This window comes from Marinifilum caeruleilacunae, assembly GCF_013141825.1.
Lineage (GTDB): Bacteria > Bacteroidota > Bacteroidia > Bacteroidales > Marinifilaceae > Marinifilum > Marinifilum caeruleilacunae.
This window is the reverse complement of sequence record NZ_RZNH01000019.1, coordinates 50,130-71,251: the sequence shown is the minus strand read 5'-3', so window position 1 is coordinate 71,251 and position 21,122 is coordinate 50,130. Positions and strand designations below refer to the sequence as shown.

Below are 21,122 nucleotides of genomic sequence, written 5' to 3'. Positions count from 1 at the left end.
AGTTCTTTAATATTGAATCCTATTCACACCTTTACCAAGCTCCTGATCATCCCAAAGCAATATAGTTTGAGGCACACAGCTTCCATAAGATGTGCAATAAAATTTCATTCTATCCCCATTTTCCAACTCAAGACAAACATCTTGCTGAATCAATTCATTGTAGTCATAAATCGGATCAAAATCATCGATCTTCACCAACTCCCCAGGAAGGACATTCTCATATGAAAATTTACGATCTTCTTCTTTTACAGGCCAATTTCCAACTTTCGATGAAATTACCTCCTTTAAACTCTCTTTCCCGTTATTGATAAAAAACACCTCATTACTCTCATGATCCATATCTATTACAAACAATGGAATTCTGTTTTCAACCTTTGGATAAGGAATCTCGCCTCCTCCAAATTTACTTTCTTTATTCTGAGGGGGAATCCACTCCCAGACTTCCCTCTTTCTTTTTCCTTCTTTCATAGTTTGTTATTAATGATCTATAACAAAAAAAGAAATTCACTACGCCAAACTGTGTCACTGGCATTAAAAATATCAGGTCGTCACAGTTTGACGATGCGAGGTCATAGTTTAGTGGAAACTTTAAAATTGATTAAATTATGATGTTTGGAGGAACAGAAATCTCTTCATGCCCGCAATGTGGAAAATGGATTAAAAGGCAAACCTATGGATCGATGAATACTTTTGGAGCAACGATATGGTCCGATAACTATATCGTTGGAAGTATGTATATCAATTCGCTGGAAGTTGCTATTTGTGCGCATTGTGAAAAATGCATTCTGACCAAGGATTTAATAAGTGAAGCTTATATCCCAAGCGTGCTCGAAATGTATGATGAAGACATGATGGGAAACAAAGTTCATAAGACCGATCCATCAATTTTAGAAGATAAATATCAAGATGCAAAGGCTTTATTTCTGCCAGGCTTCAATTCCTTAAAAGAAGCCTTGAATTACATTGGTGAGGGTGAAATCGTAGTAAGGCATAATATTTGGCAACATTTAAATCACAGGTTTCGAAAGAAGAAAATTAAAAATCTAAGCAAGGAAAATGAGCAATTCTACATCAATAATGTGAAGAAACTAATAGACCTTATCAAAATTGAGAATGACAATGATCAAATCAGATTGGCAGAACTTTACCGAAACATTGGTGATTTTGAATCAAGCAGAGAACATTTGCAAAGGGTTGAAAAGGAAGAGCTAAAAAAATTACGCCCAAAATTTGAAAATGAGATTGAAAAAGGCAATCGCAATACTTTTATTCTTCACGACAACAGGTGAATTTATCGAACTTGGCAAACTTGACAGCTTATTTTCTACTATAAAATATTTAGTTTGATTGGAATTATGATATTAAAAGAACTACTACTACCCATTTCAGACTCTTCAGGCTTTAATGCCTTTTTTGAAAACTTAGCCGAACATCCCAAAACATTTTGGTATGTAAGTGCGGGAACTGATTTCAGAGGCCCCGTTTACCTTACTGATTTTCACATTAATCATCAATTGAAATACCATAGGGAAAAGCTTGAAAAGCCTGAATTGTATCTTTTTAATTGCCTTGGCTCTGAAGTGAAACAGTTGGAGCGTAAGTTGAAAAGAAAAAATAAAACTGAGTTTATTTTATTTGAAGATGAATTTACACGAATTAAGGCCATTGACTACATTCCTGTAAAAATAGATCGTGAACGACTCAATTATTCTATCAGCGATGAATTTATAGTAAGTGATCATGTGCAAGATCCATTAACATACCAGGAAAATGATGCCTTCTTATTGAATATTGAAATTGAAAGTCTGAGTGAAAATTTCAAAGAGACAACCAAAATCATTTATCTGCAAATGGAAAATATCAATTGCCTTCAAAATGTTATTCTAAATGAAAAAGCTGTTGATGTTCAATATCTGTGTGCCACAAGAGAAGGAAACGGATTTGGCAATTGCAAGCGAAGTATCATCAAAGAAATTTACGAACACGAGGATCATTATCAATCACAAGGATTTGATCCTGATTATGTAATTACTTTTACCGATTTTACAGAACCACTCTTTCTTGAAAAAATGGCTTCAAAAAATCGAAAATTAAAGAAATGTGCTTCTCTTCCTTTCGAGTATAAAGAACAAATGACAAACAATAACAGTGTATATCAAATCATTAAATAAATATGAAAACAATTACTGCATTAAGAGAAAAATATGATGGCAGAGGCATAAACAATGGCTTTGATGGCGATACCATAAAGAAAGAGGATATATTTTTACTAATACTATGCGACGAAGATCCAAGCCTAGGGCCTCCGATTTATATGCTTGAAGTATTTCCTAATTACGAAAATGCCCTGGCTTTTATTGCTTACGGCCTACAAGCATCAGAACTAAGTCATACTTGTGTAGAAGATTGCGGAGCGATAACAGACAGTTATGATTTAACCCACTTTACTGGCGAATATGATGATCCAGATGATATAGAATATTTTGAAAGTGAAGCAGAAAATAGAAATTGGGATCCTGAAGATGTGAAAAAATGGATATCAGAAATGGATGCTTTTTTTAGCAGTAAGAATAAATTTGATGAGACTGATTTAAACAGATTGTTAGATAAATTTAATAAGAGTGCTTATCAGTTTCAGATAAAATCAGCAGGAAAAATACAGGACTTTTTAAGCTCCGAATTTATGCTTGAAGAAATAGAATCAAGAGTTCATTCGCACATTCATTCACATCACAAAGAAAAAGATATCAATGATCCCTTCTTATTACTACGGCCCTTGGTGGAAACCAATTGTTTAAATCTAGACAATGAAAAACATCTTGAAATTATTGGAGAAACACTTAAACTGTTAAATGACTAATAAAAAAAGCTGGATTAATACTCCAGCTTTTTTCTTATTCATACGTCATGCTTTGGCATAGAGGGTGTTTATATTTAAGACAAACCAAATTATATAGTTATGAAACACTCCTTTTTGTTGATTACGTTTATTTTAGTAAGTCTTGTTCAAATTATGGCTGGTGAAAAGAAGAGCAAGAATGATAAGTATTTAGAGAATTGGCTCGAAAAAGCAAATTTGAACTACCAGAAAACTCATAATGGTTATGAATTATGGCATTCCGATGAATTTAAAGCCAATCCTCTTATTCTCCCCGATTCTCTATCTAACTTATGCGATTTTCTGTATTTTGAAGCCTATCTTGAAATATACAGATATCCTAAACAGGATTATTCGGCATGTGATTTGCTTAAAGGTGCCAAAGAGTCAATTATTGGATCGGTCTATTCAAAAACAGAAAATGGGTATGATGTGCTCTACCTAATTTATGAATTGCCATTGGATTTAAGCTCCGATGCTCTGTATTCAATTGTAGAATATACAAGCCAATATAGTGAAAAACTGCAATTGAAAATTATCGAAAATCAAAAGATCTTCGAGCTAAAAACACAAAACAAATAATCCATAATTCTACAAATCTGCCGGCTCTAACACCTTCACCTGATCGCCATACATTTGAATGCGTTGCCATAATTCAAAATTAGGTTTAACTCTAATGGCAATTCTGAATTCTTCATCATTATCGATTAAAACTTCCTGAGAAGGGTGCATAGGTAAGGTGCGAATGTAATTGCCTTGCCAGGGAGTAAAAGACAGCACAATTCTCTTGACCTCTTCTCCCGAAAAGTTTACACCAATAATATCGCCAAAAACATCTTCGGCACTTCCCATTTTTCGCTCAAAAGTTTCAGGCAGCAATTCAATATTTTTGATCCGATCTAAAGCATAAATTCTTACACCATCGGTATAATCAACATGGCCGGTAACATACCAACGATTCATATATTCCTTCAGCAATTCAGGATTTAATACGAAGGTTTTTTCATCCTTCTCTTCAAAATGAGAATAGCTTATGCGTACTTGTAAATTGTCTTTTACTGCCCGTAATAAGGGTTGCAGATAATGTATGCCCATCATGTTGGCGCTGGTATCAAAATGGATATATTTTAAAGCTTCCCGACCATCGCTAAGCGTCTCGATTAAGGTATTGGCCGATTGGGCAATGTCCAAAAAGCGGATAAATGGCTCGTAATCAACACTAATGTCATCATTAATAAAATATCCCCGACGAATGGTATTGTATTCTATCTCAACACCAAATTCGTTCCGGATACTTTCCAATGAACGTTGAAAAGTCCGTTCGGAACATTTCAATCCCTGATCGTTTAACAAATCAATCAGTTCCTGTTTACTAGGGTAATTCCCTTTTTTTACTTTTTCAATCAGTAATAAGTAACGTTTAATTGTAGCTTGTTGCGACATGTAATTTCTTTTTTAAAAGGCATTTTTCCATTCGGTTCCCCATAGCAATTTGGCATCTTGCACAACCAATTTGAAATCATTGGTAGTTGATGCCAAATCAAATGCTTTATGGAAAATTATTTTTGCCTTTTCGATATTGGACAATGAAAAATACATAAATCTTATTATTGATGAAAATTCACTTGTGCATTTTGATACCTCACTTGCTCTTTCCACACAAGTATTTCTATCGTCTACCCTATCTAGATAATGCATTGTATGTGCCAAATTAATATATTCATGTCCTATACTAGCGTAACAAAACAGCATGTTGCAAACCTTATCCTTAAAATCATTTAAGTCATGCGTTTTTACAACACTGGCAATTATTTCAAACTCATTAAAACTTTTCGCTGCCTTTATGGCTTTATTCAGCGATTTTCGTATCAATTCCGAATTGCACTTGTGTATGGCCAAAAAATTTGCCAACTGATAATACTCAAATTCGTTAGGAATCATTTTCTCAATGCAACGACTGGCGCATCTATTCATTAAATCCTTGTCTTGAAGGGTATTATTCACCACTTTTAACAATTTCAGATACTCTTCTACTCCATCTACACGATCGAGAGCAGCATTTATTGCAAGAATACTCAACTCCTTATCTTTTAACAGACGAAGGGCACAATCGCCCAAATCAATTAATGCATGAGGCAAACACTCCTCCTCATCGTCCAACTCCTTTTGTATGGCTTCGTTTATTAATTCTGTGGCTTGTTCTTTGCTATTGTGCAAAAACTTTAAAAATTCGGCATAGGCGATCACATTGGCAGTAATAATTGGATTCTGAATTTCATGTTTGCGCAATAGTTTTCGCAGTGGAGAAGCATATTTTCTGTATGTTCTTTTAGTGAAGAAAGTGAGATCTTTCCAATTTTTGTTCAGCAAAACTTCAAAACACCAATCGGACCATTTATTTGCCGCTTTCTTTTTATCCCACAAATGCTCGGCATATCTCTTAAAAATTTTATCTTTCAGCTCTACCGATTGGGCTTGATCAAAAATCTTTTCCAATAGAAGCATGGCTCCATTACAGCTCCACTGTCTGCCAGAAATACTGGTGTACAAATCCTCATAATCTTCCTCTTCTTCGACCAACTCGAATGCTTTTTCGTATGACTCTAGAGCCTTTATTTCATTTGAATTGTGCAGTAAATATCCTTCGGCCACATCAATAAAATCATAGAATGTGTTGGCTACCACTCTTGCATCTTCAAATGCCTTTTCTGCTCTGATATTAATGCAAAAACCATTCTCCTGTACCATACTCATCTTCATGAATTCCCAGGTAAATTCGGCCAAAGCATAAGATTTCGTATAAAAATCTTGTTCTTCTGCCTCACTGTAAAAACCCGAATCCAAAATTACGAGCAAACATTCGTGGGAATCGTAAAAATCATTGGATTTCTTCCATGCCTCTTCAATCAGACTTTTTTGTATATCTCGTAGTTCAGATGATTCGGCCAGTTCGGCCACAATTAACAATTCCTGAACCGTTTCGCACCACATGTGCAGTTCCTGAATACATTGTTGGGCATCTTCTTCCATCATGTTGTTAATGATGTTTTTGTGCTTGAGATAAAACTCGCTAAGATTATCGGCATACAAACTCAGGTGGTAGCGAAAACTAAGCAAACTTGTATCGTAGTCTATGGATAATGACATAGGGGTAGTAGTTTTTAGAATTAATAACAAAAAAGATGCTGATTTACTTTACAAGCTGATATAAGTTTTTCTTTCGAATTGTGCTATGATCTCCTTGAATTCAGTAGGCAAAATGTCATTTACCTTGTTTAGGATGTACTCAGGAATTTCTTTGTAGTAGGCTTGAGCGATGCTACCGGTAATGCAAGCAATGGTATCACTATCGCCACCAAGCGAAATGGCCAAACGAATTGCCGATTCATAATCGCTACTATCCAAAAATGCAATAATAGCCTCGGGAACCGTTCCCTGGCAAGATTCGTTAAATTCATAATCGGGACGTATTTGCTCGCAAGTACGATCTAAATTGTAGGCAAACAAATTGGTAATTATTTCGCGTATGGCTTCTTTGCTGTTGCCCGACCGAGCCAGAAAAATTGCCAATGCAGTTGCCTGGGCTCCCTTTATGCCTTCAGGATGATTATGAGTTACCTCTGCCGATTTTTTGGCTTCTTTAAGCACTTCATCAAGCGAATTGCAATAAAACCCCACCGGACTTACACGCATGGCCGATCCATTGCCCCAGGAATTGTATGGCTGTGCAAAATCATCGTATATCCAGGAGGCAAATCTTCCACCATATCCTCGGTTTGGATAATACCGCCCATAGGTTTGATACATATTGGCATAATCATCTCCTTTTAATAAAGTTTCAGCGGTGGCTATTGTTAATACCGAATCATCAGTAAAATCAGAATTCGCTTGAAACAATTCAAAGTCGATTCCCTTGTAATTGTTCCATTCGAATACCGAACCGATAATATCTCCTGCTATTGCTCCTATCATAATTGTTTTAAGTTTTAGTTTGATACAAAATTAGTATGTAGCTATGCCAAATGCTGGCGGAGAAGAATTATTCTTTGCAAATTGATTTCCAGACCTCAAAAACCTGAATGATTTTCTATAAATACTGTTCTATAATCTCATTCATTTAATCAACAAATAAGCCATACCAACTGTCGTCGTAAAAATCTAATGCAGAATTATTTTCTTTAATAGTGTATTCATTTAACTTCTGATATAACCAATAATTATTATTTGTCATTGTGGCACCTGTTCCAAAATATTTTGAAATACCTCTTTGAACAGACTTGTATGCCTAAAAGATTTGCAGACTCTCTTTTTTAAAAGTAAGGGATTCAATGGATTTTATATAGCTGCCTTTTTGCTAATAGTGGGCTTAATGAGGATTGGGCTGGGATTTATTAAATGGAAAAGCCTCCTGAGTTGGAGGCTTTATATTTATTTTAGTTTGATTCATTCCAAAGAATCCTTAACTATAACAACTAATATAGACTATAAAATCATAAATTGATTTATTCTTGAACAACTGGATTCAATGTTTTTTCCATCATTAATTCGAGATAACTCTTCCCTCCAGGAAGTAGATTTTCATCTACAAAACCTTCACTTTCGTCAGTTGCATGCCAATTTAATCTTAGTATATGTTTGTCAATCATGTTTGATTTTTGCCATTCTAGATTTGAGCTCACCCCTTTTGTTCCCATATTCGAACTATCTCGAAGTAATAAGAAGGAATTTAGAATGAAATCTTTGTTATGGGTTTTCTTTAATTCTTTCTCCAATAAAACCAAAGTTTCATTTTTAGACTTATCGGCGATATTAACCTTTTCATTCATGCTTAAAGTTTGAGCATCTTGCAAACCCATTTGACCTTTAGGATCAATGAAATTGATATAGGTTATATTGGCAGAAACTAGCCACAAAACAAAATCAGGATAAAATACCTGTGAATCATCATTCAGATAAATACCGATGCTTTTTAAAGATTCTACATTTCGCATGAGGTAAATATCAAAATCTTTGTAATCTATATTATGCGAGAAGAATTGTGCTGCATCTTGTATGAATTTCTTTTCACCAGAATTTAATTTATCTGGAGTTATTTTTAATTCTTTCTCATCTTCGATTACATTATTTGTTTCTCGTAATAAAGGATGATAAATGTGATTGCCAATATTTTCAATTTTTAAACGTTCAGTGATTTCTTCAATAGTATTCTCAAAATTCTGAATTTCATTTTCAATTTCGGCATCAGACTTAAACTTCGTTTTACCACTTACTTCCTTAGTAGTATCAATAGATTTTATAATATAGTAGCTTTCAATGAAATCTCCTTTTTCAGTTTCCGAACTTTGTTTCAGTTCTTCATTGTATTTGTAGTTATTGTTATTTATATACCAGTTTACTTTATTTTTTAGTTTCTTCAAAAAATCAAGGGTCACTTGGTTAACTACATTTTCAATAAAGTCAATATTAGCATGATCAATTGACTTTTTATCCTTATCCTTCTTTTCAGAAATTTTAACTTCATAAACAAAAGGTAGAATATCTTTAAATGTTATCTTTTTTGATTTAGTTGTTATAAAAAGCCCATTTTCAAATTCAAATTCAGAAATCACTGCATTGATTTTTCTTTGGTCAATGAAAACAGAATAATTTCGATAAAAAGAAGACAACTCTCCAAGAATATCAACGCCAATTTCATCCTTTTTAGTCCTATAATCTAACTTAATTGAAAAATTATTTACATCACCTTTTTCTATATTGCCATTTTGTTGGTATTCAATTGAAAATTGATTGTTCCCATTAAGGCTAACTCTTTTTTGGTGCACTTCCGTTTTTGATAATTTGAAAATTGGCAAGTGTTTTTTTAACTTTTCAAATTCTAGCTCTTTACCCTTGTTTAATTTTATTATACTAGGTTTAACTACAACTTCAAATTGTTTTGATATTGAAAGCTCTTTATTAACGGTATCAAGAAACTTTTCCAAATAAGTCCTATTTAATGAAAAAACACAAAGCGTTTCGAGCATTCTTAGTTTTTCATCTTCTTTTATTTTATCGAGACTAAAGTAATCTTCATAATGAGCTGCAAACGTTCTTTTACCATCATTCTTTAATCCTTTAATTCTGACACCTCTACCAAATATTTGAATAATCTTATTTCCCTTGGAACTTCCCAAATTAATCAGCCCTATAACTGATACCCTAAAGCAATTCCAACCTTCCGCAAACTTTCTGCTACCTATTAATACGTTAATTGGCGACGACTTATGATCAATATTTTTAAAAGAGTAACGTTCAATATTAGAAACAATGATTTGATCTCTCGTATTCTTTATAAAAATATCATTGTCATTGTTAAGGTCATTAATAAATTTTGCTCCATTTCCAACGTTCACTATTCCCCAGTATCCACCTATTCCATATGAAAGTAGTATTTCATCATCTGTTTCAGGATTTCGAGTCAAAGTAAGTTTTCCTTGGGTTTCATCATTGAAAAGGTGTTTGTACTTCCTCTTTTCAGTTTCTGTTAATTTAGCCAAGAAGTTAACAATATTGGTAATATCTGAAACTTCATCATCTTCATTTTTTGCGGATTTGTCCTTATTGTTTACAGTATTACCCATGAAGGCAATTAATGGTTTGTCTGGAAAATGAGAAGCTTTAAATAAGTTTTTCTGAATTGAATAATCTGCTGATTTCCAGAGTTCAATTTTTTCATTAATTACTTGCAGATTGTGGTGTAAGTTATCATCAATATCTTTATTTAAAATATCATCTCCAATTTGCTGAAAAAAATAATCTTTTCCATAACCATCTCTATAAAACAAGTTGTAATTGTAATCATAGACTATTGCCTTTTCATATTCATTTTCAAGTTTTGTATTGATATTGTGAAAGGTGGCAGAATATTCAAAAAGAAAACTATTTCGTTTATTAAGCTTCTTTCTCAAATTCATAAACTTACCCATATCACTGTTAGTTCCAAGCCCAATGTGAGCTTCATCAACTAAAATTAACCTTCTGAATGTTTTGGTATCAGGAGCTTCAAAATAATCGGGTATTTTTTCCGCCTTGCTAACCAATCCCTGAGTAGTATCAATAATAAGTTTAATGGTATTTCTGTACCCTTTGTTTATGAAATCCAAATACGGTTTTAACTCTCTTTCATGCTGCTCAATCAGATTCACCCCTGGAGTAGTCATGATAATTTCAAAATCTTTGAAATTTTTATTGAAAGATAGATATTGTAGAATATTTAAGTGCATGACAATAGTTTTACCACTACCTGTTGCCATCCAATAAGCTAAGTTGTCTTTAGAAAAAATAAAATCACTCTCATTTCTTTTATTGAAATAAAGTTCACTATAATAGAGTGATAAAATTTGATAATATCTTAATGATACTTCAGGCTTAAAGTTTGACTTTAAATATTCATTATACGTTTTTAAATATTTTTTAATCTTATCTAATAGTTTATTATCTAATCCTAAGTTTTTATCAAAATTTTCTAATCTGTCCTGATAAATTGAATCTCTAAAATCTACGTCTGTATTTTTTAAACCAACCGAACGCAGATAGTTGTATAATCTTAATTCCATTGCGTTCTTTTAATGGTTGAATACTTCTTTAGTTATTATTTTGATTTCGATTTCTTTATCACCAAACTTTAGAAGATTGTTTTTATCTAACTTTAAGTTGGCAAATTCTGCATTTACCTCAATGGTATGTATTTCATCGTATTTTGAGGCAATATCAATAATTTGTTGACTATCATCCTCATTTACATTAACATCTCTCCAAATTACCAATTCTCCATTGGTTGTTTCAACCACTTTGAAATATTTTTTATCTATTTCATAAGCCTTTATAGTCTTAACAAAATAGCCTTGCAGATAATTGTAAGTTTCTATTAAATCAATAAAACCTTCCTGACTTGGTTGACCATATTTAATTTTATTGTCAAATGGATTGAAGATATCAAGGGTACTGTCTAATGAATTTTCCTCTGGTTTATATAAGTATTTTAATGGAAGATGCTCAGGCACTTTAATATCAGGAACTATTAAATTATCGAGGAGATCTTCATATTGTTCTAGTACCTGATATTTAAAAATATGTTTTTTCGAACCATTTGAATCAATAGGTATACCTTTTTGCCAATTATTGGAATAAATAACTTTCTGAATTCTTGGTTTAGTAATAGCTCTCATGTAGTTACCCATTTCCATAAGCAAGTATTTTCTATTCTTATTTTCCTCTTTGTTTAGTTCTATTACTGCTTGCCCTGTTGTACCTGACCCTGCAAAAAAATCTAATACTATTGCGTCATTTTTAATTGATTCAAGACCAACCAATTCTTTATATAAGGAAACAGGATGACAATAAGGAAACTGAACGCCTAATTTATCTGTATCAGCCTTTCCTTTTTTTGCATCTTGTATTACAGAAGGTAATTGAAACAGTGTATTTCTTGCTAAGATTGATTTCTGTCTAGGTTGAATGGATTCATCTTTACCAAACAATATTTCTCCATTTTCCAGCATTTGTTTTAAAGTATCAGGTGTACGAGAAAAACCATTGGGTGGCATTGAACAAGGCTTATTTGTTTCAGGATGAATCAATGGTTGATGAAATTTTTTATCTTTTCTTGGTTCTGGTGCTCTTAAACTAACACTTTGATAAACCCTACCACTGTCATCAATATATTTATAAGCTTTAGCTCCTCCAGAAAGCGAATCATTATTGTTTATCCATTTGCTAAATTTTTTTCTCACATTATCATTTACTACACCCTCACTTTTGATCAACTCCTCTGCCTTATCCAGTATTTCATTAATAAGTTTTTTACTTCGAAATATTCGTGGGTTATCTGGACTGAAACATAGCACGAATTCATGTTGATTAGCAATTCCTGCTCCTCCATTCATTGGGTTTCTTTTATCCCAAATTATTGTTCCTAAATTGGTAAATTTTGATTCATCAAAGATTTTAAAGAGACTCTCATACTCGTTTTCATCAATATGGGTCAGGAACAAGGCATCCTTATTGAACAATTCAGAGCTCAGCATAATTTTATTCTGCATCATTGTAACCCAGCTTGAATGTTTAAACTCGTTTTTATAAAGAAAACCACTAGTGTCTGTATTATAAGGTGGGTCTATATGAATACAATCAATATTTTTTTTGAATTTGTTTTCAATTAATTTTAAACCTTGGCAGTTTTCTGTATTTAACAATATGCCGTTTGTTTTTTGATCTACATCTTCAATATCTGAAAGTATTTTATCTTTTAAAGTATTTTTACAACCTTTATTAAAGAACTTAGTATCCAGAACCAAGGTTGGATTGCCTTTTAAATCTTCAATCGTGTTAACTTCCAAACGAAACAACTCTTTCCATTCATTAAGTTGCGCTTTGTTATTTAAAATTTCTAAGTAGTGTTTTTCATCTACATAATCCAACGTAATGCAATATTCACTTTCTACAACCTTCTTCTTCTTTGTAAAAAGGTGTTTTTGGAAATCTTCAATAGCACTCAAAAACTCAATTATTCTGCTACTTACTTGATCAAATGCGTTTGCAATGAGGATTGTTGTATTATCTAATTTTCCTTTATAAATGCTTTCTAGATCATCAAAGATGTAGTTCTTAACGTAACGTTGTTTTTCATTACTTAAGAATTTATTCAAGTTCTCATGAATAAAATAGTCAGAATCATTTCCGATATAAAAGCTATTTAGTTTTTGATCTAGTGCATATAGTTGTGCAAGGGTTTCATCTAAAAATTTGTTTTCACTTTCATCATACAATTTTGTCCCTTGTTCAAAATTCTTTTTAGCAGATTTCGCAACTTTTTCTTTTTTTTGTCTTAGAGCAGATAATCCTTTTATCTGTCCGTTCTGAACCTTATCAAAGTCTTTAGTTAAGTCAACAAAAACATTTTTTGTTACATCCTTTTGTTGTTTTTTATTAAATTCTGAGTAAGTGAGATATTTATCGATCGAGATCTTTGGGAATATCTCTTGATATATAGCTTTGAAAATATCCACTTTAGAACTTGAAGCATCACTGAGGTTGAATATTACTTGATAGACGTCATCATACTTTTCAATTCTGTCAAAGCGATAATGTTTTAGTTGACTATCCTTATTATTGTTACGAGCAACTTCCTCATTTTCACTCTCGGTATTTGTTTCTAAACGAAACTCTATTTTTTCTCCATTAAGATTAAACTTTATTGCATTAAATGAGGTTCCTGTTTTTACGTATAGACTACCTTTATGCTTCCAGTGGAACATCGTATCTGAACCATTGTAATCAGCTTCATATGGAACTTTATAAATGTCTCTGCTACGATCATTGTATCCAAAATCTCCATTAGAGAAATACAATTGAAAGAAGCTAAGTATATGATTATAAATTTGATCTTTCAAAGCATCAGAAATCTCTTCTGATTTGGATAATTTATTTAGTGTTTCTATATGTTTTGCCTTTTTTTCGGCATTTTGTTCAGTTCCTATGAATAATTCAAGTTGCTGATAATTAGCTTCCGGATCTTCTAATAATTTGTCTTGATTTAAACCTTTAAGAAAATTACACAGTTCGAGGGAGTCATTTTTCTGATTTTCTTGCTTAACTTTATTTAAAATCTTCTCAATTGTTGGTTTAAGATCATTTACATTCTCACCATCAATAAAAGCCTCTATTTGCTTCCTTTTAAGGTTGTATATCTTATAAATACCAAAATCCAAATCATTCTCGTTGAATTGGAACATTTCTTTCAGAAAAAATCTTAGTTTATTTATTGAATTGCTCATTTAATTCTCTATTTAAATCCTAATATATCCGAAGTTATTATCACCAGTGAGGTAAGCTTCCTCATAATTATATTACTTCTTTATTAAATCAATTCTTATATGTAAATAAGTCACCAACAAAAATAATTAAGGGATTCAAATATTATCACTTTTCACAGCATTAAATTTTAAGTATTACTCGAAGCTCATTGAGAAGTATCACACGGATAGGATTTTGAAAAACAATTCTATCTTATAACTCTCGTTACATTTATAGATATTCCGATACTATTTACGTCTAACTAACTTTAGTAATTCTTCAAAATTCTCCTCCCCCATATTCTTCGGACTAAAAGTTGGATTCCTAGGGTTTCTTAGCATCATTGCGTTTGGGTAACCTTTTAATTCAGGCACCAATTGTTCCCATTTGCTTTTGCTTCGCATAAATACAATGGGTGCATTTCTATCCATGAAACTTTTTACAATTTCTCTTGTATATTCCTGAGTTGGCAGCATTTGTTTTGCCTGTTTAAACTGTACCGAGTGGTAAGGCACGTATTGCAAACAGCAAATGCTTTGTGCCAAGATTTTATCATCCATTTCTTCTGAAAACCAGCGTAATTTGCCACGCCACCATTTCGAGCCTGGGCAATTTAAGTCTGGGCTTAGGTAATAAAAAGGATAATCGCATTTTACCTGTGCCAGGTTTTGTTTGTAAAGGAAACGAAATTGTTCATCGGCATGTGTTTGATAATCCTCAGCACTTAAGCCTGGGTTTAAGGCCAAGAGTAGAACCTTGGCTTTTAAACTGCCAATATATGGGTCGGGCAAAAGAGTATTGCAAAATTGGTATTCCTCTTTTGCTTGAGCATTAAATTCGTCAACCGCTTGCATGTCCAATGGGTGTATGCTGGTTACATCAGTATTTAGGTTTCTCCAAGGATTTCGCATGTGTTATTCAATTGTTTTGTTTCACTTAAACTTCTTGCAATTCACAAGAGTAAATCACTTCTGTTTCATCTCCATTTTTATAATAAATCTCAACATTCTCATGCTGTTGAGGATGAAAACGTCTTAAATTTTTTCTACTTTCATCAGTATAATAGAAAATATTCTTTCTTTCATCGTCGAACTTTTTTACTCCATAATGAGCCCTATTTCTATCATTCACAGTCGCTAAAGTAATGTGAGCATTTCGGGTTCCATTGTTCAACTCTAATCCTGAAACTTCCAATACATATGCCGAGAATTTGTTTTTAATGCTAGCTACAGGATAATCTTTATCATACTCAAGAGTATCAACAAAATCATTCAAAAGATCGATTACTGGCTTTCCATAGCTTTTCTTTTCCTGAATCTCTTTACGTTCCTCTACATAACTCTTAAAGTTAGTTTTAATAAAAGACAAAAAGGACTTAATCAGGTATGATGACTGGTTGTTTATTGGATCAACCAAACCATTTTCTTCATCCTTAAATATTTTTATCAGTTTATTAAAAATAGAATGCTCATGTTTATCCCAATACAAGTGACATTTCTTTGTGTATTCCAATTTATCAAACGAATAGCTTGAAATCTCAGATGGATAAGGGGTAAGGTAAACCACGTAGATTTCGGGATTCAAATCACTCTCCTGATAGTAATTTTGCAATCCACTTAACTCATCTTCTAACTGGGAATCTTTCTTGCTTATGGAAGCATCTGTAATCTTATTCTCAAGACAAATGGCATATAGTATCTCCTTAGTTCTATCCTCAATTATCTCGATCAGAATATCGATATCTCGACGCTTCTTTTTACCTTCTCCATTTAAATTTACCGTCATTTCCGGAACAATATTAACTGAGTATCCAGAGTACTTGGAAAGGTCCGTTATCCTATTGTCGAACTTTATTTTTTGCAGAAAATCATTATCTACAAATAAAAATTCGTTTAATAGCTCTTGCAACAATAATCCTGAAATACCATGATCCTCATTTGGATTTAAAAGATATGCCAAGAATGAACTTACATTGGGTTCGTTAATGGATCCATCGTTGGATGATAAAATTCTAAAAATATTCATGCTCTGATTTTTAAATTTTCATGTGGATTGATTCTATAATAAATTGCACTTCATTAAAGTAATATGTGGCGCAGACCTAACAACTACGCCACATAACATCTTCCCATTTAATTGGAAATAAAATCTTCTAGTTTATTAAAAATAGAGACAAATTGGTCTTCATGTAATTTCTCAATTATAAATTGGCTTAAGTTGGCAATTTGCTCTTCCTTGGGTTTGTATTCTTTTAATGCAAAATGTGCCCACCTTGCACTGGTGTTGGTAAAGAAATCAGCTTTTAATACATTGGCTTTCTTTTCATCTTCAGAAAAATCAATTGCATTAAATCTTTCCTTATTCTCTAATTCTTTGTGTTTTAATTCTATTATCAGGTAAAGCTTCTTCTCTTCTTCTTGCAACAACAACTTATCCAGAACAATTGTAAACATTAAATCGCTATTCTTTGAAGATTGAAAGTATCTTAAGCGATCGGTTCTTTTTCCTGATAAATTCAAATTAATATCCAGGCGCTCACAAGCAAGTTCAACTTCGCTAAGCACATGATTATGCACACTATTCTTTAATGTGGCTGCTTCGTTAATTTTCTTTTGGTGTTCGAAATAAAATTCGAGTGCGTTCTTATCCATATTGCTTGTGCTAAGGTTGATAATATTTTGGTATAAATCTTTTAAATAGACTAGATACTTCTCGTTGACTCCAAGTAAATAATCTCCTACTTTACTCATTACCTTTTTTAATAATTCGATATGAGTAATATTTATAAAGTGTGGATGTCCCGTTGGATTAATGGGGTGTAGAGAAAGTACAATACCTATTTTATTTTTTACAGGAACTTTTATTGTATTCCAATAGTTTTCTAAAATATTGTTCAAACAATGAAATACTTTATTTTCAATGATAATGGCATGCTCATCGTTCCTAATCAAAAGATCGATTCGTCCTCCATTTACACTAGGATACTCTGTTTTGATATCGGGCTCATCATATATCGTTAAGCTTTTTTCTTTTCCTATTTTAGTTTTCTGAATCAAATCCAGCAATGACGAAAGGAATAAATCGCCCATTTTATGTTCTTCGTCCACATCGAAATAAAATGCATACAAGTTCGACAATACATTTTCGTAATGCGGTTGTTTTGCAATTCCTAAAAAGGTTTTGGGTTTTGTTTTTACTTTCGGGATCTCTTTATTGGAAAGAAAAACTTCTAGTTCTTTATGGTTCATGGGTAAGTTTTATGCGGTTTTAGCTATAAATTGATTTTCGATTTTTTGTAAGCCTGTTATTAAGAAATAAATAGGCACCAATTGAAGAATGGTATAAAGTATACTCATAGAGCTTTCTTCTTCGAAAAATGCAATTAATAAAATAGAAACAGGAAAGAAGATCAACTGCAAGCTTGCAAACATTTTCAATTGATCGTGTCCAACACCATCGACTTTTGCCAGCTTAATTCTGAATCTAATAAACTGGTAAATATGAATGATTGCCGAAAACATTACAATTACAAACAGAAGAACTCCTAATTCATCGTTGAATCGATCTTCAAAACCTTTTCTGGTTGCTAAAACTTCAAATAAATAGATTGGTATAAGTGTAGCAATTAGCCAAGTTACAATTGCAGTCAGCTTATCATTGTGCAATATTTTTGAGAAATACGATCTTATACCTAAAAAAACCCTTACCAGCGATGTGCCGCTTAAGAAAATAGCCATTGCATAATATTTCGAATCTTCATTCCCTGTTAATTCTATAATACAAGCTATAATGGCAAGTACAGCAAAGGTATAGGCATATAAAACACTATTGGAAATTCTATTACCGGTAGCCTGATTTGCCTCCTTACTTCCGGGAATTGGAGGAGGGATCACTTCAAAAAAACTTTTAAACTCAGAAATTTCATCAGCTCTTTTCCAATCTTTCATCCCTTCGCACCAAAGCAAAGTATCTTTTTGAATTTTACCTTTTAACTCATTTGCCGGATAAGGACCTTTACGGTCACCATTTTCGACATAGTACCATTGTTTATTCATTCGATTATTCAATTTTCTAACAATTTTATAAATTGACAACGCCAAAATGTGGCGTAGCATTATTTATTCGAAATATATTTCTCTGAAACTAATCGCTTGGTTTCATTTTCGAAATGATAACCGATGAAATTACACCATATTAAACAAAATAAGAACTGCCAAATGTGTCAAGTTTATTGAAATGCACCTAACCCATTGAGTAATTATTGTATAGTGGATAAAAATAGCCGTTGTTATTTAAACCAAATTAACACACTTTGATGTTCATACAGATATAATCAGTATTATGTATTTACAGTTCAGTAATTATTTTTAGAAAGGTGCCAATAAAACTTACTTTGGAAAGAATGAAAATTTAGTTTGCCTTTATTGGCAATATCGATTAATATACATTACAGCAAGTATAAATTGATTGTTTTATTAAAAATCTTTTGAATATACTGCTCAAAATCAAGCTCAACAATCTGCTTAGAGTTATTTTGAAGTATTATAGTTTCTTATACATTTCCAGGTTATGCTCCAATGCATATTTTGTACTCTCATCAATCAACGAAAAATCAAATTCAGTTGAAAAGATTGCCACAGTATCCATTAAGAATTCTTTTGCCCACTTCATTATTTCCTTCTTATCTTCTTCGTAAAGAAGCCTGGCCATTTCTCGGCCAATTTTATGGTTGTATTGTTCCATGGTATCAGTTTCCTCTTCTTCGACCAGTTCGAGCAGTTGATTGTAGTATTTCTCATCACTAATCAAACGAAAACAAATAGCTGTTTTGTCCGAATCACTTAGATTATTCAGATAAGAAACTGTTAATTGAGTTAATTCTTGGAAATAGTGATTCTGTGATTGTCCTTCCTGGAAGTTTAACCTTTCAAATTCTTCCCTTACAGTATAATACTTTTCCCCTACATTATTTTCCTTTTCTTCAAGATTTATAGCTTGCCTAAGAAGATTAACAACAAGAATATTTCCATAGTCAACCAAGGCTCTATAAACATCCTTGGTAATTAGCATTTCGTTAGATAGTTCAATCATTATATTTTAAGGTCTTTATTTTTATCCTTACGAGCTGTACCGAGTAACAAATTTTCAAACAGATGTGCAGAAAATTTCAAGTGGTTGTGCAAGGATTTTCCGTAGCTAAAACATGGCTTGCTCTTAACCAAATGTCATAAGTAATTCTCTTCTCATGAAAATATATCAATCCAAATAGTTATCAGATTAAAACGGACATATTACATTCCAATATTACATTATCATATTATCAATCGAATCAAAGAAAATTCCATTTAGGGGAAAAAATGATTTTTAAATTGATACTACTTTCGTTCTAACAACACTTCTAAAAATTAAGAAACCTTAGTTAACTGTATCTACAAAATCGAAGGTTGATATAGCAAATCTACACACTTCGTTTTCTTTTTTTCTTCTTCTTTTTAGGTTTATCATCATCTAAAGGTTGCCCTTCCAAACGACCAGCAGAACCACCAAAAAGCATATTAAGCCCGTTAATAATCCCACTAGTATTGCCACCAGAAACACCTTCACTTTCATTGCCAGTAACTTCTGTTCCATTTTCGTTACTGTATAAGTCATTCGATGTAGCTGCTTGTCCCCCTGTTCCAGAATATCTGTCTGTTGATTTTGCAGTTGATTCAATATGACTGTCTCTTTCTTGACCTCGATTATCAACCCCTTCAGAGCCTTTAGAACTGGAATTAATTTGATCTTCAGTTCCTTGATATCCTGTAGGTTGATTTCTTGTATTTTTCTGACTTGCTCCTCGAGTATATGAGCCCTTTCGTCCACTTTCTTCTGAGCCAATTCTTTGATTTTGTTCATCGTATAATTGTTCCTTAATCTTGTTCCATGAATATCCTCTTCCTAATTGTGAAGCTTTGAACTTGACTCCTTCCATCTGGAAACTAACTCCATAAATTTTGTCGTTGCTATTCCTATGAAACTTTACTGTTGCTCCACCTCTAATTATTCTATTTTCGAATTCCTTAACCGATCTTGACTCTTTAATTGCCTTTTTAACTATAACCTGAAGTTGTACTTTAATTGGTATGGCACCTGTCTTTCTGAAATTCTCATATTGTCCTTTTGAATAAGCTTTCTCTTCCACTTTCTCTGAAGAAACTACTTCCTTTAATGCATACTCTTTCTCTAGTTCTCGAATAATCTTTTCTGATCTTTTGTAATTCCCACTATCACTAACCACCTTACCATCCAGATCAATTCGATTAGCAATTAAATGTATATGCGGATGCTCAGTATCAGTATGACGATAAATCAGAAATTGACTATTATCAAAACCCATTCGTTCAAGATATTTTTCACCCAGTTCTCGAAATTTTTCATTAGACAAATCCTCATCTGGAGAAATACTTATTGATGTGTGATAAACAGCTTTGGAAACATTAGGTTTTAACGCTCTAATCATTCCAAACTCCTTAGCCAAGGATCTGGAATCAACACCAAACATATTACCACCTATTTTTTCACCTTTGCCTTGTTGAAGTTTTTCTTCATTATAGTTTAGAACAGACCGAAAAGAAGTTCCTATAATCTGTTTTCCTATCATTCTTGAAATATCTCATTAATCTTTATCAATAAACTCTTTACATCTAACAATTGCTGATAGATTTTCGGATACTGGTTCTGATTAATTTTTCTAGCTAATTGATTTACATTGCTGCCAATCCCTACTAATTGACGGTAGTAAGTTCGGTGCATTGGTGACACTTTTACTTGTAGTGTTTTTTTTGAGAATGCCGCTGTTCGAAGCCAATTTGCGACAGATAAACCAGCCATTTCGGCTTGTTCATCCGCCTTCAATTTCTCAGTTTCAGTTAATCGGATATTGACTTGATAAATACGCAGATCTTCTTGTAATTTTCTTGGTCTGGCCATATTAAATTACTTAGATAATACATCATCAATTTCCTTGTCTATTTCATCATTCGTTTTGCGAAGGTATTTCTTCACAAACTCATCCAAATCTTCCGGAAAGAAGCGCCAGGATTTACCAATCTTTGCACCCTTTATCTCATTCCGAGCCAAATATTCTCGAAAAGTTGGTACAGGCATTTGAATATATTCTGCTGCTTCTTTCAGCACTAATATTCTCTTACTTACATCATGAGACGTTGGAATATTAGCAAGCATATCACTAGCAAAACTCTCTAGACTCTTCTCTAAATCCTTTCTGGAAATAACAATAAATGGTAGTTGTGGAAAATTTTCAGTTTGTAAATTAAACTTATTTCTTTCAATTGGTATTTTTTCATTACTCATATTATCATTTTTTTTATTACATAACAATGATAAGTAACAGCCATAACCAATCATA

18 protein-coding genes are annotated in these 21,122 nt (G+C 32.6%); 4 read left to right on the top strand and 14 right to left on the bottom strand.

Annotated features, from left to right (window positions below; genetic code table 11):
- Positions 1 to 6: 6 nt before the first annotated feature.
- On the bottom strand, positions 7 to 468 hold the full coding sequence (locus ELS83_RS12310) for a hypothetical protein (protein WP_171595859.1): 462 nt from the start codon (positions 466 to 468) through the stop codon (positions 7 to 9).
- A 137-nt stretch (positions 469 to 605) separates the two neighbouring features.
- Here ELS83_RS12310 and ELS83_RS12305 point away from each other — a divergent pair, with 137 nt between their 5' ends.
- From ELS83_RS12305 to ELS83_RS12290, 4 genes are all read left to right on the top strand, one after another.
- Positions 606 to 1,289 (top strand): hypothetical protein, encoded by a 684-nt coding sequence (locus tag ELS83_RS12305; protein WP_171595858.1) that lies wholly within the window; start codon positions 606 to 608, stop codon positions 1,287 to 1,289.
- 66 nt (positions 1,290 to 1,355) lie between these two features.
- The gene (locus ELS83_RS12300; protein WP_171595857.1) at positions 1,356 to 2,171 is read left to right on the top strand and encodes a DUF7663 domain-containing protein; all 816 of its coding nucleotides are present in this window, start codon (positions 1,356 to 1,358) and stop codon (positions 2,169 to 2,171) included.
- 2 nt (positions 2,172 to 2,173) lie between these two features.
- Positions 2,174 to 2,860 (top strand): hypothetical protein, encoded by a 687-nt coding sequence (locus ELS83_RS12295; RefSeq protein WP_171595856.1) that lies wholly within the window; start codon positions 2,174 to 2,176, stop codon positions 2,858 to 2,860.
- Between the two features lie 99 nt (positions 2,861 to 2,959).
- The gene (locus ELS83_RS12290) at positions 2,960 to 3,460 is read left to right on the top strand and encodes a hypothetical protein (RefSeq protein WP_171595855.1); all 501 of its coding nucleotides are present in this window, start codon (positions 2,960 to 2,962) and stop codon (positions 3,458 to 3,460) included.
- Between the two features lie 9 nt (positions 3,461 to 3,469).
- Here the strand turns inward: ELS83_RS12290 and ELS83_RS12285 are convergent, their stop codons facing one another.
- The 13 genes from ELS83_RS12285 to ELS83_RS12225 all read right to left on the bottom strand — a co-directional run bounded on the left by ELS83_RS12285 (position 3,470) and on the right by ELS83_RS12225 (position 21,067).
- Positions 3,470 to 4,321 carry a helix-turn-helix transcriptional regulator gene (locus tag ELS83_RS12285; RefSeq protein ID WP_171595854.1) on the bottom strand — a complete coding sequence of 284 codons (852 nt, stop codon included), beginning with the start codon at positions 4,319 to 4,321 and terminating at the stop codon, positions 3,470 to 3,472.
- Between the two features lie 12 nt (positions 4,322 to 4,333).
- Positions 4,334 to 6,025: a hypothetical protein gene (locus ELS83_RS12280; RefSeq protein WP_171595853.1), complete on the bottom strand. Its 1,692-nt coding sequence runs from the start codon at positions 6,023 to 6,025 to the stop codon at positions 4,334 to 4,336.
- 48 nt (positions 6,026 to 6,073) lie between these two features.
- Positions 6,074 to 6,850, bottom strand: coding sequence for an ADP-ribosylglycohydrolase family protein (locus ELS83_RS12275; protein WP_171595852.1), 777 nt, complete (start codon positions 6,848 to 6,850; stop codon positions 6,074 to 6,076).
- A 530-nt stretch (positions 6,851 to 7,380) separates the two neighbouring features.
- The gene (locus ELS83_RS12270; RefSeq protein WP_171595851.1) at positions 7,381 to 10,473 is read right to left on the bottom strand and encodes a DEAD/DEAH box helicase family protein; all 3,093 of its coding nucleotides are present in this window, start codon (positions 10,471 to 10,473) and stop codon (positions 7,381 to 7,383) included.
- Between the two features lie 9 nt (positions 10,474 to 10,482).
- Entirely contained in the window at positions 10,483 to 13,692 is a 3,210-nt protein-coding gene (locus ELS83_RS12265) for a DNA methyltransferase (RefSeq protein WP_171595850.1), read from the bottom strand.
- A gap of 267 nt (positions 13,693 to 13,959) precedes the next feature.
- Positions 13,960 to 14,622: a hypothetical protein gene (locus ELS83_RS12260; protein ID WP_171595849.1), complete on the bottom strand. Its 663-nt coding sequence runs from the start codon at positions 14,620 to 14,622 to the stop codon at positions 13,960 to 13,962.
- 25 nt (positions 14,623 to 14,647) lie between these two features.
- On the bottom strand, positions 14,648 to 15,736 hold the full coding sequence (locus ELS83_RS12255) for a PD-(D/E)XK nuclease family protein (RefSeq protein WP_171595848.1): 1,089 nt from the start codon (positions 15,734 to 15,736) through the stop codon (positions 14,648 to 14,650).
- A 107-nt stretch (positions 15,737 to 15,843) separates the two neighbouring features.
- Entirely contained in the window at positions 15,844 to 16,959 is a 1,116-nt protein-coding gene (locus tag ELS83_RS12250) for a PD-(D/E)XK nuclease family protein (protein ID WP_171595847.1), read from the bottom strand.
- A 9-nt stretch (positions 16,960 to 16,968) separates the two neighbouring features.
- Positions 16,969 to 17,766 (bottom strand): DUF4339 domain-containing protein, encoded by a 798-nt coding sequence (locus tag ELS83_RS12245; RefSeq protein ID WP_171595846.1) that lies wholly within the window; start codon positions 17,764 to 17,766, stop codon positions 16,969 to 16,971.
- 487 nt (positions 17,767 to 18,253) lie between these two features.
- A complete protein-coding gene (locus ELS83_RS12240) occupies positions 18,254 to 18,802 on the bottom strand; it encodes a hypothetical protein (protein WP_171595845.1) in 549 nt (182 codons plus the stop codon).
- Positions 18,803 to 19,169: 367 nt separating this feature from the next.
- A complete protein-coding gene (locus tag ELS83_RS12235; RefSeq protein WP_171595844.1) occupies positions 19,170 to 20,354 on the bottom strand; it encodes a relaxase/mobilization nuclease domain-containing protein in 1,185 nt (394 codons plus the stop codon).
- The gene (locus ELS83_RS12230) at positions 20,351 to 20,683 is read right to left on the bottom strand and encodes a plasmid mobilization protein (RefSeq protein WP_171595843.1); all 333 of its coding nucleotides are present in this window, start codon (positions 20,681 to 20,683) and stop codon (positions 20,351 to 20,353) included. Before ELS83_RS12230 ends, ELS83_RS12235 begins: the two co-directional genes overlap by 4 nt.
- Positions 20,684 to 20,689: 6 nt before the next feature.
- A complete protein-coding gene (locus tag ELS83_RS12225; protein ID WP_171595842.1) occupies positions 20,690 to 21,067 on the bottom strand; it encodes a helix-turn-helix domain-containing protein in 378 nt (125 codons plus the stop codon).
- Positions 21,068 to 21,122: the final 55 nt, after the last annotated feature.

Coding starts and splice junctions, on each gene's coding strand:
- ELS83_RS12310 (WP_171595859.1), bottom strand. CDS start 468: ATGAAAGAAGGAAAAAGAAAGAGGGAAGTCTGGGAGTGGATTCCCCCT.
- ELS83_RS12305 (WP_171595858.1), top strand. CDS start 606: ATGATGTTTGGAGGAACAGAAATCTCTTCATGCCCGCAATGTGGAAAA.
- ELS83_RS12300 (WP_171595857.1), top strand. CDS start 1,356: ATGATATTAAAAGAACTACTACTACCCATTTCAGACTCTTCAGGCTTT.
- ELS83_RS12295 (WP_171595856.1), top strand. CDS start 2,174: ATGAAAACAATTACTGCATTAAGAGAAAAATATGATGGCAGAGGCATA.
- ELS83_RS12290 (WP_171595855.1), top strand. CDS start 2,960: ATGAAACACTCCTTTTTGTTGATTACGTTTATTTTAGTAAGTCTTGTT.
- ELS83_RS12285 (WP_171595854.1), bottom strand. CDS start 4,321: ATGTCGCAACAAGCTACAATTAAACGTTACTTATTACTGATTGAAAAA.
- ELS83_RS12280 (WP_171595853.1), bottom strand. CDS start 6,025: ATGTCATTATCCATAGACTACGATACAAGTTTGCTTAGTTTTCGCTAC.
- ELS83_RS12275 (WP_171595852.1), bottom strand. CDS start 6,850: ATGATAGGAGCAATAGCAGGAGATATTATCGGTTCGGTATTCGAATGG.
- ELS83_RS12270 (WP_171595851.1), bottom strand. CDS start 10,473: ATGGAATTAAGATTATACAACTATCTGCGTTCGGTTGGTTTAAAAAAT.
- ELS83_RS12265 (WP_171595850.1), bottom strand. CDS start 13,692: ATGAGCAATTCAATAAATAAACTAAGATTTTTTCTGAAAGAAATGTTC.
- ELS83_RS12260 (WP_171595849.1), bottom strand. CDS start 14,622: ATGCGAAATCCTTGGAGAAACCTAAATACTGATGTAACCAGCATACAC.
- ELS83_RS12255 (WP_171595848.1), bottom strand. CDS start 15,736: ATGAATATTTTTAGAATTTTATCATCCAACGATGGATCCATTAACGAA.
- ELS83_RS12250 (WP_171595847.1), bottom strand. CDS start 16,959: ATGAACCATAAAGAACTAGAAGTTTTTCTTTCCAATAAAGAGATCCCG.
- ELS83_RS12245 (WP_171595846.1), bottom strand. CDS start 17,766: ATGAATAAACAATGGTACTATGTCGAAAATGGTGACCGTAAAGGTCCT.
- ELS83_RS12240 (WP_171595845.1), bottom strand. CDS start 18,802: ATGATTGAACTATCTAACGAAATGCTAATTACCAAGGATGTTTATAGA.
- ELS83_RS12235 (WP_171595844.1), bottom strand. CDS start 20,354: ATGATAGGAAAACAGATTATAGGAACTTCTTTTCGGTCTGTTCTAAAC.
- ELS83_RS12230 (WP_171595843.1), bottom strand. CDS start 20,683: ATGGCCAGACCAAGAAAATTACAAGAAGATCTGCGTATTTATCAAGTC.
- ELS83_RS12225 (WP_171595842.1), bottom strand. CDS start 21,067: ATGAGTAATGAAAAAATACCAATTGAAAGAAATAAGTTTAATTTACAA.